Annotated in this window: 8 protein-coding genes and 1 pseudogene; 2 read left to right on the plus strand and 7 right to left on the minus strand. The window is 67.6% G+C overall.

What is annotated here, in order from left to right; genetic code table 11:
* Window positions 1-11: 11 nt before the first annotated feature.
* From ACVWWW_RS13270 to pilG, 6 genes are all read right to left on the minus strand, one after another.
* Window positions 12-1559, minus strand: a complete 1548-nt coding sequence (locus ACVWWW_RS13270; RefSeq protein ID WP_196804314.1) for a chemotaxis protein CheB — start codon at window positions 1557-1559, stop codon at window positions 12-14.
* The gene (locus tag ACVWWW_RS13275; protein WP_027081984.1) at window positions 1552-7980 is read right to left on the minus strand and encodes an Hpt domain-containing protein; all 6429 of its coding nucleotides are present in this window, start codon (window positions 7978-7980) and stop codon (window positions 1552-1554) included. Before ACVWWW_RS13275 ends, ACVWWW_RS13270 begins: the two co-directional genes overlap by 8 nt.
* Before the next feature lie 112 nt (window positions 7981-8092).
* Window positions 8093-10114, minus strand: coding sequence for a methyl-accepting chemotaxis protein (locus ACVWWW_RS13280; protein ID WP_027081983.1), 2022 nt, complete (start codon window positions 10112-10114; stop codon window positions 8093-8095).
* Window positions 10115-10147: 33 nt separating this feature from the next.
* The gene (locus ACVWWW_RS13285) at window positions 10148-10696 is read right to left on the minus strand and encodes a chemotaxis protein CheW (protein WP_027081982.1); all 549 of its coding nucleotides are present in this window, start codon (window positions 10694-10696) and stop codon (window positions 10148-10150) included.
* Between the two features lies 1 nt (window position 10697).
* A complete protein-coding gene (locus ACVWWW_RS13290; RefSeq protein WP_027081981.1) occupies window positions 10698-11063 on the minus strand; it encodes a response regulator in 366 nt (121 codons plus the stop codon).
* Window positions 11064-11081: 18 nt separating this feature from the next.
* On the minus strand, window positions 11082-11480 hold the full coding sequence (pilG, locus tag ACVWWW_RS13295) for a twitching motility response regulator PilG (protein ID WP_027081980.1): 399 nt from the start codon (window positions 11478-11480) through the stop codon (window positions 11082-11084).
* 171 nt (window positions 11481-11651) lie between these two features.
* Here pilG and gshB point away from each other — a divergent pair.
* Both gshB and ACVWWW_RS13305 read left to right on the plus strand, forming a co-directional pair.
* A pseudogene (gene gshB / locus ACVWWW_RS13300) lies at window positions 11652-12601 on the plus strand (glutathione synthase).
* A gap of 4 nt (window positions 12602-12605) precedes the next feature.
* Complete coding sequence (locus ACVWWW_RS13305) at window positions 12606-13484, plus strand: energy transducer TonB (protein WP_027081978.1); 879 nt, start codon at window positions 12606-12608, stop codon at window positions 13482-13484.
* A 136-nt stretch (window positions 13485-13620) separates the two neighbouring features.
* Here the strand turns inward: ACVWWW_RS13305 and tsaB are convergent, their stop codons facing one another.
* Window positions 13621-14325 (minus strand): tRNA (adenosine(37)-N6)-threonylcarbamoyltransferase complex dimerization subunit type 1 TsaB, encoded by a 705-nt coding sequence (gene tsaB / locus ACVWWW_RS13310; RefSeq protein ID WP_027081977.1) that lies wholly within the window; start codon window positions 14323-14325, stop codon window positions 13621-13623.
* Window positions 14326-14330 lie beyond the last annotated feature (5 nt).

Raw genomic sequence — 14330 nt, forward strand, 5'->3', positions numbered from 1 at the left:
GACGGGACCTCTCAGCGGCTCCAACGGCCGGCGAGTTGTGCAGCGAGTTCGGAGGGCGGCGCACTGATCGCGCCGCGCGAGGCAACGGCAGAAGCAGCGGCAGCGTCGTAGCAACCGTCGGGGGATTGAGCGCCGACGTAGGCGCCGTCGGCAATGCGCGAGGCGATGACGTCGGCAAGCGCGGCGTCGGCGCCACTCAGCACGACCACGGCGCTTTCGGCTGCAGGCAGGCTCTCGACCAGGCGATCGGCACCATCGGCGCGGAACGTCGCGCCATCGAGACCCACATCGTCGCCGAGCACGTAGACGTGCCCCGGCTTCATCGCATCTCCGGGCTGCGCAAGCGCAACCGGCAGCGCCGATGCGCGCTGCAACTGCGCAACCAACTTGTCGTAGCGACCACCGTCGAGACGCTGACGCAGTAGGACGGGACGCGGGAAACGGGCCGGCAATGCACCGAGCAGCTGGCGCACCGCATCGGGGCCGCCGATGCCGGCAAGAACGAGCACGGCGCCGCTCACGGCTTCAGTAACCACCGGAGCAACTGGCTCGGCCGGCGGCTTCGTGTCATCCACGAGTTCCAGCGATGCGATGCGGCGCTCGAGTTCACCGATGTCGTGCGTGCGCGTCGGCGCGGCAGGCGCGGCGACCGGCGTCACATCATCCGCAAGGCTCAACTCGCCAAAGCCCATCGACGGCAGCGGCGGCGGAACAGCAGGCGCCGGCGCGACGTCGTCGAACGAGACTTCTTCGATAGAAACGAAATCGTCGACCAACCCGCCCTGCCATTCCGTTTCCGAAAGCGAAGGCAGTTCGGGCAGCGGTGTGTCGGGCAGCTCGGCGTCGAGTTCGGCGAGCAGCGGATCGAAGTCGCTGGCCGAGAAATCGGGGCCAGTCACCGGCGGCAGGCCGTCGAAGCTGGACGTGTCGAACGCGCCATCGAGTTCGAGACCCGCGGCTTCCGACGCCGGCAGATCGATCGCGCCCGGCTCGAGTTCGAGGCCATGCACGGACAGAACGTAGTCCTCGATGCCCGCATCGGCCGACTCCGCCTGCGCGGGATCGAACACCGAGAAATCGTCGCCACCGGTCGCGTCTTCCGGCAGTGAGACTTGCGCCGCGGGCGGAAACTCCGCGTCGTCGGTCGAGATCATTTGCTCGAGCTGCACCGCAAGCGGATCGATCGCCGGTACCACGTCGGCGCCGGCAACAGGCGGCAGCACGTCTTCGCGATGGTTCAATTTGGCAGCCAGGTGACGGCGCCAGCGCGCGGCCTCCCAACCATCGCGCGCTGCGGCGACGTCGGCTTCCTCGAACATCACTTCGATCGCCGGGTCGCCGAGCATGCTGTCGAAACGGTCCAGCGTGCTCTCGCTTACCGCGTCGAGCACGATCATCAGCACATCGGGCGACACGCTGCGGATCGCATCCGGCGACGATGCGCCGGGATCTTCTTCCGCGACGATGTCCGCGCCGATGTCCAGCAGCGCACCGCGCACGCTGTCACGTGCGGCACCGGGACGCGCGAGCAGTGCGACGCGACGGCTGGTGTCACTCATGCGCATGCACCTGCTCGAGCAACTCGTTGACGTTGCGCATCAGCTCCGGCTCCTGGTACGGCTTGCCGAGATAACGCTGCACGCCGAGCTCGAACGCACGTTGGCGATGCTTCTCGCCGGTACGCGACGTGATCATGATGATCGGCACGTCGCGCAGTCGCGAGTCGCTGCGCATCGCGGCAGCGAGTTCGTAACCGTCCATGCGCGGCATTTCGATGTCGAGCAGCATCAGGTCGGGCACGCGCTCTGCCATGCGCTCCAGGGCGTCGATACCGTCCTTCGCCGTGGCGACTTCGTAGCCGTGGCGTTCGAGCACGCGTCCGGTGACCTTGCGCATCGTGACCGAGTCGTCGACCACCATGACCAGCGGAACGACGCGCTTCTCGACCTGCAGCACCACTGGCTGGAAGTCGCGCGGCAGCGTGGCCTGGCGACGCACCAGCGGTGCGACGTCGAGGATCACGACGACGCGGCCGTCGCCCATGATCGTGGCGCCGAAGATGCCCGGCACCGAAGCGACCTGCGGGCCGACCGGCTTGACCACGATTTCGCGGTTGCCGATGACCTGGTCGACGGTGACCGCCGCGCGCAGTTCACCGGCGCGGATCAGCAGAAGCGGAACCTGCAGCAGGCCTTCGGCCTTCGCCGCCGTGCCGCCGAGCAGGCGGCCGAGGTCGTGGACCGCGTAGTCCTCGCCGCCGTAGCGGTAGATGCCACCGTCTTCGCTTTCGATCGACTTGGCGAGTTCGTCGCGCGAGATGCGGCCGACGCCGCGCACCGATGCGATCGGCACCGCGAAGGCGGTTTCGCCGATGCGCACGAATACGGCCTGCGTGACTGCGAGCGTCTGCGGCAGGCGCAGGGTGAACGTCGTTCCCGAACCCTTGGTAGTGCGGATGTCGATCGTGCCGCCGAGCTGGCGCACTTCCGACGCGACCACGTCCATGCCGACGCCGCGACCGGCGAGGCGGCTGACTTCGTCGGCCGTCGAGAAGCCCGGCTCGAAGATCAGCATGTCGAGATCGGAATCGGCGATCGCCGCGTCGCTGCGGATCAGGCCGCGTTCGACACCGCGACGACGGATCGCGTCGCGATCCAGGCCGCGGCCGTCGTCGCCGACTTCCAGCACGACTTCCGAACCTTCGCGGCGCACCGCGATGCGGATCGTGCCTTCTTCCGACTTGCCGGCGGCGGCGCGCTTCTCGGGCGATTCGAGGCCATGCGCCACGGCGTTGCGGAGCATGTGCTCCAGCGGCGCGGTCATGCGCTCCAGCACGTTGCGATCGAGCTCGCCCTGCGTGCCTTCGAGCTTGAGCAGCACGTGCTTGCCGGTTTCGCCGGAGGCCTGGCGAACGACGCGACGCAGGCGCGGCAGCAGGCCGTCGAACGGCACCATGCGCGTGCGCATGAGGCCTTCCTGCAGGTCGGACGAAACGCGCGACTGCTGGAGCAGCAGCGTTTCGTACTGGCGCGTCAGGTCGTCGAACGTGGTCTGCAACGAGGTCTGATCGGCCGCGGACTCGGACAGTGCACGCGTCAGCTGCTGCAGCGTCGAGAAGCGGTCGAGTTCCAGCGGGTCGAACGAGGCTTCCACGTCCTCGCGCTGGTAGCGCGCGACGATCTGCGCTTCCGTCTCGATTTCGAGGCGGCGCAGCTGGTCGCGCATACGCGTGTTGGTCGCTTCCATTTCGCCGATGGCGGAACGGAATGCACCAAGCTGCTGTTCGAGGCGGGCGCGATAGATCGCGACCTCACCGGCGTAGTTGACGAGCCGGTCGAGCAGGTCGGCGCGGATGCGCACCTGCTCCTGCGGCGCGCGAACGGCGATGTCGTCCTCGTCCAGCATCTGCGGCTGTTCGCCGATCGGTGCGGACAGCGGCTTGAGGTCGGCAACCGGTGCGGGCGCGACCGGCGCGGCAGGACGCTGCGATTCGGCGACGGGCGCGCGCATCGGCAGGCGTTCGCCGCGTGCGCGTGCTTCGAACTGCGCAATGAGCGCGAGCGGCATGCCGATCGCGCGACGGTCGCCCACGCGGGTGACCATCGCATGCAGTCGATCGAAGCCCTGCTCGAGCAACGACACGCCATCGCGACCGAGGTCGCTGCGGTGGTCGACGACCGCTTCGAGCAGCGACTCCATGACGTGGCCGAGTTCGCCCACCGCCATGACGCCGGCCATGCGCGCACCGCCCTTGAGCGTGTGCAGGTCGCGCTGCAGGCCGACGAGTGTTTCGCGCTCGCCCGGGTTCTGGCGCAACTGCGCGAGCAGATCGTCGGAATGATCGAGAAGGTCCGCGCCCTCTTCGACGAAGATGTCGACGAGTTCGGGATCGAGGCCGGTGAGGTCCAGCCCCGTTTCCGGGTCGGCCTCGTCGACGACGCTTGCGGGCATCGCGCCACCGCTTTCGACAGCCGCGGCCGCGGCGGCGATCGCCGCACGCACCTGTTCGGCCATCTTCTGTTCGGCAGCCGCACGCTCGAGGCGCTCAGCGTCCGCACGCTGCGCGTCCAGGCGGGCCTGTTCGCGTTCGGCGGCTTCGAGACGTTCGCGTTCGACGCGCTCGGCTTCCGCACGCTCGGCTTCGACGCGCTCACGCTCGGCGCGTTCGGCGGCAAAGCGTTCTTCTTCGATGCGACGCGCTTCGGCCTGCTCGGCCGCGATGCGCTCGGCTTCGACGCGAGCCGCTTCTTCGGCGGCAAGACGTTCGGCTTCGGCGCGCTCGGCTTCTTCGGCTGCGAGACGTTCGGCCTCGGCCTGCTCCGCGGCGAGACGTTCCTGTTCGATGCGCTCAGCTTCGGCCTGCTCTGCAGCAAGACGTTCGGCTTCGGCGCGCGCAACCTCTTCGGCGGCGTGCTGCGCTTCGGCTTCTTCCGCCGCAAGGCGTTCGGCTTCGGCCTGTTCCGCGGCAATGCGCTCCTGTTCGAGACGCTCGGCTTCCGCCTGCTCCGCGGCAACGCGCTCCTGCTCGATGCGTTCCGCTGCGGCCTGTTCGGCGGCGATGCGCTCGGCTTCGGCGTCGTGCGACGGCTCGGCGTCGAACTGCTCGGCGACGACTTCGTCCGCCTGCGACTCGACGGCGACATCACCGACGTCGACACGTGCAGCTTCTTCCGCGGTGCGCTGCGCTTCTTCCGCCGCGAGAAGCTCGGCTTCCGCCTGCTCGGCGGCGATGCGTTCCTGCTCCAGACGCTCGGTTTCGGCCTGTTCCGCCGCGAGACGTTCCTGTTCGACGCGTTCGGCTTCGGCCTGTTCGGCCGCGACACGTTCGGCTTCCGCGACGCGCTGCGCTTCGGCTTCCTCGGCGGCGAGGCGCGCCGCCTCGGCCTGTTCGGCCGCGATGCGTTCGTGCTCGGCACGCTCGGCGACGATGCGTTCGACTTCGGCCTGCTCCGCGGCGAGACGCTCGGCGTCGACGCGGGCAATTTCCTCGGCGATGCGCTGGTGCTCGGCCTGCTCGGCCGCGATGCGCTCGGCTTCGGCCTGCGCCGCTTCCAGCTGTTCGAAATCTTCCGCGGCCGATGCGTCGACCGGGTCGACCATCGACGACTGGCGTGCATCCGGCAGGCTGTCGCGCAGCGCGATCACGCGCTCTGCAAGGCCTTCGAAACGCGGCACGTGCGGACGGTCGGCCTGCAGTCGCGCGAGCGTCGCGCGGATCGCGTCGGCGACCTCGGCGATGGCTTCCACGCCTTCGTGCGTCGCCGGCACCGCGGCGGCAAGCAGGCGCTTGATGTAGACCTCGGTCGGACCCGTGATGGCCGGGATCACCGGCACTTCGGTCATCGCGAACGCGCCATTGAGCGTGTGGATCGCACGCTGCAGGCGGTCTTCGGCACGCATCGGCTCCCGACGCGCGCTCTCGAGCCAGTCGTCGATGGTCGCGAGATGGCCGTCGACTTCCGTCGCGAGGATCTCGAGCAGCACCGGGTCGACGTAGGCGGGTTCGCCCAGGTCTTCGACCGGCAGCGCGACGACGACCGGTGCGGCTTCCACGACCGGTTCGACCGGCGCGGCGACAGGCGCAGCGGCTGCAGTCGGGCTGTAGAACACTTCCTCGCCCTTCTCGAGGCGATCGGCGACCTGTTCCATGCCGGCAAGATCCGCGGTCACCGACGCCGTGCCCGCGAGGGCGGCATGGAACTGCGGCAGCGTGCCGACGGCGTGGTCGATGATCGACGCGACCGCCGCACTCGGCGGACGCGTGCCATCGAGCACGCGGTTGAGCATGTTCTCGATCTTCCAGCTGAACTCGCCGAGGACCTTGGCGCCGACGAGGCGGCCGCTGCCTTTGAGCGTGTGGAAGACGCGACGCACCGAGCGGAGGCGCTCGAGGTCTTCAGGCTTGGACTTCCAGTGCGCGATGTAACCCGCGACGTTGTCCATCTCTTCCGACAATTCTTCGAGGAAGACCTCGCGGATGTCGTCGTCGATGTCGGCATTCGATTCGAAACCGCCGTACACCACGCCCACCGGCGCGACCGGCGCGGCCGCGACGGGCTCGATCGCGTCGAGCGCGCTGGCGTCGACCGCCACCGGCTCATGCACGACCGGCGTTTCTTCCTCGCGCGCCTGCAGGTCGATCACCGCCAGCGACTCGGCGATGTGCGCGAGCACGGTTTCGTCTTCGCCCGCTTCGACGATCGGCGCGGCCGATGCGTCGACGGATTCCGGGTGCAGGGCTTCGGCGATCGCTTCGTCCACTGCCGGCTCGGCAGCGACAGGCGCAACGGCTTCGACATGCACCGGCGCGGCCGGGATCGGCCAGTAATGCAGCGATTCCAGGCTCGACTTCGCGATGTCGAGCATGCCGTCGCGGTTCGGGCGATGGTCGCGCAGCGCTTCGAGGAAGTACTCGAGGCTGGCGAGCGCATCGGCGAGCGCGTCGAGCTCGGCGCTGGTCGGCACGTGGCCGCGATCGATCAGCTCGCGCTGCGAATAGCGCGCGATCGCGTCGAGATAATCCGCGGGCGCCGGCAGCTGCACCATGCGCATCGCGCCGGCGACTTCGTCGAGCAGGCGCGGTACTTCCGCGAGCTCGGCGTGGTCCCAACCGGTTTCGACGAAGGCGACGAACGACTGGCGCGCGTCGCCGAAGTTGGCGATCGCTTCGCGCACGACGATGTCGAGCACCTTGCGCGATTCGCGGGCAAGTGCGGTGTCGCTCTCGTCCTGGTCTTCGAGGCCGAGACGCGCGACCTGGTCGTCCAGCGACGCGTCGACGTAAAGCAGCGCGCCGGCGATGTCGAGCAACGCATGCTCGTCCGCCGCACGCTTGCCATTGACGACGTCGGACATCGCATCGCGCTGCTGCATGACGACGCCGCGCGCAGTGGCGAGGCCCATCATGCCGAGCGTGTCGCCGACCTGCGTCAGCGCGTCGACCTGCGGACGCAGCTCGGCCACTTCGATGCGGCCGGTACGCAGGTGGATGTCGAGCGCGTCCTTGACGCGCATCAGGTCTTCCTTGATCGCCGCCGACACCGTGTCCAGAAGCGCGCGGTTGCGACCGCTCAGCGAGCCGCGCGCATGCGCGATTTCGCTTTCGCTGGGACGCTGCGCGTCGAGATCGAAGGTTTCGCGGATGTCGTCCAGGCGCGGGTGCGAAGCACCGCTGTGGGCGACGTGATAGAGCAGCTGGCGCGTGGGCTCCGCGGCGAGATCGCCAGCGGACAATTCCATCGCATCGCGTGCGGTGTCGTGCACGGCGCGTTCGACGCCGGCGAATGCTTGGCGCAGGCCGCGACTGGTCGGCATCGCACCATCGGCGATCGCCATGGCGACGCCTTCGGCGACCCACAGCATGCGGAGGCGCGCTTCATTGCCACCGGCGCGCATGAGCTCGCCGATCGCATCGACGACGGCGCGTGCGTCGGCCGGATCGCCCGCTTCCGGCCATGCGGCCAGTGCCGTGGTCAGGCGTTCGGCTGCAGCGTGTGCGTCGGCGCTCGCGTCATGCGTTTCGGCGGCCGGCACCGGGACGTCGATGTCCGGCGCGAACAGCATGCTTTCGCTCAGGCCCGCTTCGCCACGCGCGGCGCGCAGCTCGTTGAGCAGCGGCAGCAGAACGATCGGAATATCGCGATGGCCGCCCTGCAGGCGCTCGAGATAGTCGGGCAGCTGCACGACGCCACGCAGCAGCGCGGCGCAGGCTTCGTCGCGGTCGGCGACTTCACCCACTTGCACGGCGGACGCGAGACGTTCCATTTCCGTCGCGACCATCGCGGGCGCGTCGAGTTCGATCATCTGCAACGTGCCGCGCACCTGGTGCAGGTGCGTGGAACAGGCGCGCATGCGCGCGGAGTCGGTCGGATCTTCCAGGAACGCTTCGATTTCCTGCCGCGCCAGGCGGAGGGTTTCGTCGAGTTCCGGCTTGATCCAGCCGAGGGTCGTCGTATCGATCACTTCACGCATCGCGATCATCGTGCACCTCGCGCCTGCGCGGCCGTGCGCAACGCACTCCCTCGTGGGAGCGCGGTCACGCCGCAGCGGCGGTCAGGTGCGTGCCAATTCATTCTTCAGGTCGTCCGTTCGATCAGGCCGGGAGCTTGAAGTCGGCGACCGAGCGACGCAGGTCGGCCGCCAGCTGCGCGAGGTTTCCAATCGACGCCGCGGTCTGGCTCGCACCCTGCGAGGTCTGCGCGGTAATCGACTGAATCGTGGTCATCGTCTGCGTGATGTTCGTTGCAGCGAAGGACTGCTGCTGGGCGGCCTGCGAGATGCCCTGAATGAGCGTCGAGAGGTCGGTCGAGACCTTTTCGATCTCGCCCAGCGCGGTACCCGCGTCCTCGGCCAGTCGTGCACCGGCGACGACTTCCGACGTCGTCTGCTCCATCGAGCTGACGGCTTCGTTCGTATCGCTCTGAATCGTCTGGACCAGCGTTTCGATTCGCTTCGTCGCGTTCGACGCGCGTTCTGCAAGGCGCTGCACTTCGTCGGCGACGACCGCGAAGCCGCGACCCGCTTCACCGGCCGAGGCCGCCTGAATTGCCGCGTTCAGCGCCAGGATGTTCGTCTGTTCCGAGATGTCGTTAATCAGTTCAACGATCGAGCCGATTTCCTGCGACGACTCGCCGAGGCGCTTGATTCGCTTCGAGGTTTCCTGGATCTGGTCACGGATCGAGTCCATGCCCTGAATCGTCTGGCGCACCACGCCCGCGCCCTTCGTTGCGATCTGCACCGAGCGCTGCGCAACCTCTGCGGACTCGGCGGAGTTCTTCGAAACCTGGTCAATCGATCGTGCGATTTCGCTGATCGCCTCGGAAGCCGAGCCGATTTCCTGCGCCTGGTGCTCCGCGGCTTCTGCGAGCTGCGTCGCCGTCGCCTGCGTTTCCTGCGCGCTGGCCGCGACCTGCACCGACGTATCGGTGATCGTCTGCACGAGGCTGCGCAGCTGTTCGACTGCGAAGTTAATGGAGTCCGCGATCGCGCCGGTCATGTCTTCGGTGACCGTCGCCTTGACCGTCAGGTCGCCTTCTGCGAGCGAACCCATCTCGTCCAGCAGGCGCATGATGGCCTCCTGGTTACGGTCGTTGAGTTCCTTCGTGGTCTGGTAACGACGCTGCTGCTGCTTGTTGAGCGCGTAGAGCAGGCCGAGCAGCGAGAAGACGGTCAGCAGGCCGGCGACGATCGAGATCCAGATGTTGCCGAGCAGGCTGGTGTCCTTGATCGAGCCGATCGAGGTGAACGCGCCGAACAGCTTCTGCGACTGGTCGAGCAGGTCGCTCGACTTCGAGGTGATGCCGGCGGCCGCGTTCTGCGCGCCGATGAGGTTGCGGGACGACGCGGTGATCGCGTCGAGGTCCTTCTTCATGCCCGCCCACTGCTGCTCGACCTGACCGAGCTGCGCGACGGCCGGACCGGCGGTCAGCGGAAGGATCTTGTTGGCGTCGTCGCCCTTGCGAAGGCCGGCAAGCACCGTCGAGAAGAGGTTGGCGTCGCGACCGAGGGCGTCACCGGCGACCTGCGCACCCGGGCCACCACTACGGATTTCCGCGATGCGGCGAGCCATGGTTCCCGAGACGACGACTTGGCGCAGTGCGATGTAGACCTGCGAGGACGGCGAACCGGATGCCGACATCGCGCGGACCAGCTCGTCGAGCGTGGCCTGGAAGTTCGGGAGGTTCTGGTTGAACTTGTCGGCGTGGCCGGCCAGTTCGACGATCGCCTGCTCCGACGCGAGCACCTGGTCGGCGTTCTTGCCGATCGGGCCCCATGCGGTGGCGACGTCGCTGATCGCGCTGCCGGCACGGCTGTCGTCGCCGTAGCTGCTCTGCAGGTTCTTGACGTCGTCTTCGATGCGCGCCTTCGTGTCGCGGAAGGTCTTGAACGCCTCGGCGTTACCGCCGACGGCCTCGGTGCCGCGCACCGCGAGCTGCTGCGAGAGCACCTGCAGTTCCGACGCCGACGAGCTGGCGCCACTGAGGCGGCCGGCCTTGTACGACGCGTAACCGACGTTGGCGCCTAGCACGACCAGCGACGTGATCAGCAACGCCACCCAGGTGTTGACTTTGATGTCACGGCCTTTGCCGGCGACGTTATCCATCGTGGTGCTCATGGTTGAACCTCAGGTCTTCGTGCAGCGGGGCCGTCAGGCGGCGGCTTGTCGGAATTCGGGAGTACGGGCAAGACGGTCGAGGCTGAAAACGCCCCAGTCGTGCTCGCCCAGGTGATAGGCGCGGTCGAGGAAGTTCGCGTAACGGCCCTGCGCCAGCGGCTCGAACGACTCGTCGTCGAGCTTCTGCTCATCGACGAACGAACGCTGGCCGAACAGCTCGTCGACCAGCACGGCGACGTCGCCGCCGGCCTGGCGCACGAGCAGCACGCGAAGGCTCTCGTGCAGCACGGTGCGCTCGCCTTCCAGGAACTGCTTCATGTCGACGATCGGCAGCAGCTGGCCGCGGACGTTGGCGACGCCAAGCATCCACGGCTGCGTGCCGGGCACCGGCGTGATCTGGGGAACGGTCAGGATCTCGCGCACTTCGCCGAATTCGGAGGCGAGGCGGCGCGAGCCGATGCGGTAGCCGACGCCGCGCCACAGACCGGGCGCGTCGAGCTGCTCCGGCAGGCCCGCGACGTGCGCGAGCGAGCGGCGCTCGTAGTCGACGAGCACGTCGAACGGGCTCATCGCGAGGTTCATGTCAGGCGCCCAGCAGTTCGTTGATGCGCGCGATGAGTTCGTCCTCGCGCGGCGGTTTGACGATGTAGTCCTTCGCGCCCTGGCGAAGGCCCCAGGCGCGATCGGTGTCCATGCCCTTGGTGCTCACGATCAGCACCGGGATGGCCTTGGTCTCGGCGTCGCGCGACAGCGCGCGGGTGGCCTGGAAGCCGTTCATGCCCGGCAGGACGACGTCCATCAGGACGAGGTCCGGGCGCTCGCGGCGGCAGGTTTCGATGCCGTCCTCGGCGCTGCCGGACGTCATGACCTGGTGGCCATTACGTTCCAGGAGCTGGGTCATGACCGCCGACTCGGTCGGCGAGTCTTCGATCAACAGAATGCGTGCCATTGGTGCCCTTCCCCCCGGTCAGGCGGTGACGTGCTTGCGGATCGCGTCGAGCAGTTCTTCGCGGGTGAACGGCTTCGTGAGGTACTGCTCGGAGCCGACGATACGGCCGCGCGCCTTGTCGAACAGGCCGTCTTTCGACGACAGCATGATGACCGGCGTCGACTTGAAGCTCTGGTTGTTCTTGATCAGCGCGCAGGTCTGGTACCCGTCGAGCCGCGGCATCATCACGTCGACGAAAATGATCTGCGGTTGCTGGTCCGCGATCTTCGCCAGTGCTTCGAAGCCGTCCGAGGCGGTCACCACGTCGCAGCCTTCGCGCTTGAGCAGCGTTTCGGCCGTGCGTCGAATGGTCTTCGAATCATCGATGACCATGACCTTGAGGCCGCCCAGGCTGCCGGTGCGGGCGTCATCCTGCATTCGTAAATCCCCCAGCGCTGCGTCTGGCAGCGCGCGAAGCCTTTATTTCAAGCCCTGTGGGGCATGTCAAGCAGGCAATTTTCGTCACGACAAAACTGAAGAAGTGGCACTTTTGGTCAGGTGTCGCCTGACCCACTGTTACCATCGGCAGCCCCGACCGCGGCTTGAGCCATGCCCCTCGACATCGTCGTCGTGATGGATCCGATCGGCTCCATCAAGATCGCCAAGGACTCCACGTTCGCGATGCTGCTGGAGGCCCAGCGGCGTGGCCACCGGCTGTCGTACGTGATGCCGGGAGGCCTTTCGGTTCGCGATGGTCGCGCGATGGCGCGCATCGCGTCACTCCAAGTCGTCGATGATCCGAGCGGATGGTTCGAACTGGGAGAGGCGTCACAGGTCGAGCTGGTTACGGGTCACGTCGTGCTCATGCGAAAGGACCCGCCGGTCGACGCGGACTACCTGCACGACACCCAGATCCTCGGCCTTGCGCAGAACGCAGGCGCTTTGATCGTCAATGACCCGCGCGGATTGCGCGACATGAACGAGAAACTGGCGGCGCTGGAATTCCCCCAGTGCTGCCCGCCGACGCTGGTCAGCCGCGACGCCGCGGCCATCAAGGCCTTCATTGCCGACCACGGCGACGCGGTGCTCAAGCCGCTGGACGGCATGGGCGGCCGCTCGATCTTCCGCGCCCGCCACGGCGACCCGAACACCAACGTCATCCTCGAGACGCTGACCGAAAGCGGCCGGCATCTGGCAATGGCGCAGCGCTACATCCCCGAGATCACCGAAGGCGACAAGCGCATCCTGCTGGTCGACGGCGTGCCGGTGGACTACTGCCTCGCGCGCATTCCGCAGGGGGACGAGTTCCGCGGGAACCTCGCGGCCGGTGGGCGTGGCGAAGGCCGTCCGCTCAGCGAACGCGACCGCTGGATCGCGGCGCAGGTCGGGCCCGAGATGAAAGCGCGCGCGGCATGCTGTTCGTCGGGCTCGACGTGATCGGCGATTACCTCACCGAGGTCAACGTCACCAGCCCGACCTGCATCCGCGAACTCGACACCCAGTTCGGGCTCAACATCGCCGGGCTGCTGTTCGACGCGATCGAGGCGAAGGCGCGCTGAGCGCATGACCGCCGTCGGGCCCGCGCACGATGCGCCGCTGACCGAATCGCATCGGCTCGGCTGGACCATGGCGATCTCGCTCGCCGTGCATCTGTTCGTGATTCTCGCGATTGGTTTCGCGCCGGAAAAAGCCGCGCCTGTCGTGCCGACGCTCGATGTGATCTTTACCGAGACGCAGAGCGCGCTGACGCCGAAACAGGCCGACTTCCTCGCGCAGGCGAACAATCAGGGCGGCGGCGAGCACGAGAAAACGTCGCGTCCGCATGAGGCGCAGAGCGGCGCATCGCCGCAGCCGGAACCGGGCGTCGCACCGCGCGAATTGCGCGCGCAATCGCCTGCGCCCTCGCCACCGCCGCAGGCGCGCATCGTCAGCAGCACGCGTGGGCCCGCGGTCGCACCGCAGGCGCAGGTCGCGCCGACGCCGACCGACATCCCTGCGCCGGTCGGCACCGCGCGCATCGAACGCGACGAGCGCCAGGCGCGTCTTGCCGCGGAGATCCAGCTGCGCTCCGAGCGTTACGCCAAGCGCCCGAAGCGCAAGTTCGTGTCGGCGAGCACGCAGGAATACGTGTGGGCCGGGTATCTGCGCGAATGGGTCGATCGCGTCGAGCGCGTGGGCAATCTGAATTATCCGGATGCGATCCGTCGCCACCATCTGTCGGGGCAGGTCGTCATCACCATTGCGATCCGTCGCAATGGCAGCGTGGAACGCGCGGACATTGTGCAGTCGAGCGGTATTCCCGCGCTCGATGATGCGGCGATGCGCATTGCACGACTCGCCGAGCCCTACCCGCCGCTGCCGCACACGAAGGAGGATCCCGACATCCTCCACGTCACCCGCACGTGGTGGTTCCGTCCTGAAGGGCGGATGGTCGACGACTGATCGGTTTGTCGTTGTTGGCGAAGCAGTTGCGGACGTGTTTTTTCCGCGTTCCTAGTGCAGCGAACGCGACGTTTTCGCCTTTGATGCCACGAGCATCAATACGTGCAACGCGTCGAATATGCCGCGACGCGCGCCGTTACTTTTTCGAGTCGCGCAACGCCTGCTGCTCGATCAGCGTGAGTGCAACATTGTTGCGTAAGTACGCCGGCTCGACGCGCTCGGGTGCGATCGCACCGCCGTGCGCGGCGATCTTCAGCGCAAGCCGCGCGACGTCAGCCGCGTGCGGTAATGCGGCTGCGTCGATGCCCGCGAGCTGCGGTGCGAGACGCGTCGCAAGCGCACGGTCCTGCGCTGCAAAGCCCGTGCCGACGCCGTGCCAACCCGTGCCTTCGATGGCGACGTCGTCCGACGTCATCAAGGCTTCGTCGCCAAGCGACACGAGTCCGTCATCCGTCCATCGAAAACGCGCGACGTACAGCTCGCTCATGCGCGCGTCGATGGCCGCAAGCACTGGCTCGCCTGCGTGCTCACATGCGGCCGGAAGCGCGAGCGCGGCCAGCGTCGACACCGGCACCAGCGGACGATCGAGACCGAGCGCGACGCCCTGCGCAATTGCGATCGCGAGGCGCACACCAGTAAACGCACCCGGCCCGCGCCCCACGGCGACCGCATCGATCTGCGAACGCGTAATCGCCGCGTCCGCGAGCAACGCATCCGCCCAAGGCAACGCAAGCTCCGCATGGCGACGCGGCGCGATCTCGTAGCGCTCGACGATATCGCCGTCGATCGCGAGCGCGACGGAGCAGGCTTCGGTGGCGGTCTCGAAGGCGAGCAGTTTCATGGCGC

It is taken from the genome of Lysobacter sp. HA18 (genome assembly GCF_054057595.1).

Coding starts and splice junctions, on each gene's coding strand:
- ACVWWW_RS13270 (WP_196804314.1), bottom strand. CDS start 1,559: ATGAGTGACACCAGCCGTCGCGTCGCACTGCTCGCGCGTCCCGGTGCC.
- ACVWWW_RS13275 (WP_027081984.1), bottom strand. CDS start 7,980: ATGATCGCGATGCGTGAAGTGATCGATACGACGACCCTCGGCTGGATC.
- ACVWWW_RS13280 (WP_027081983.1), bottom strand. CDS start 10,114: ATGAGCACCACGATGGATAACGTCGCCGGCAAAGGCCGTGACATCAAA.
- ACVWWW_RS13285 (WP_027081982.1), bottom strand. CDS start 10,696: ATGAACCTCGCGATGAGCCCGTTCGACGTGCTCGTCGACTACGAGCGC.
- ACVWWW_RS13290 (WP_027081981.1), bottom strand. CDS start 11,063: ATGGCACGCATTCTGTTGATCGAAGACTCGCCGACCGAGTCGGCGGTC.
- pilG (WP_027081980.1), bottom strand. CDS start 11,480: ATGCAGGATGACGCCCGCACCGGCAGCCTGGGCGGCCTCAAGGTCATG.
- ACVWWW_RS13305 (WP_027081978.1), top strand. CDS start 12,606: ATGACCGCCGTCGGGCCCGCGCACGATGCGCCGCTGACCGAATCGCAT.
- tsaB (WP_027081977.1), bottom strand. CDS start 14,325: ATGAAACTGCTCGCCTTCGAGACCGCCACCGAAGCCTGCTCCGTCGCG.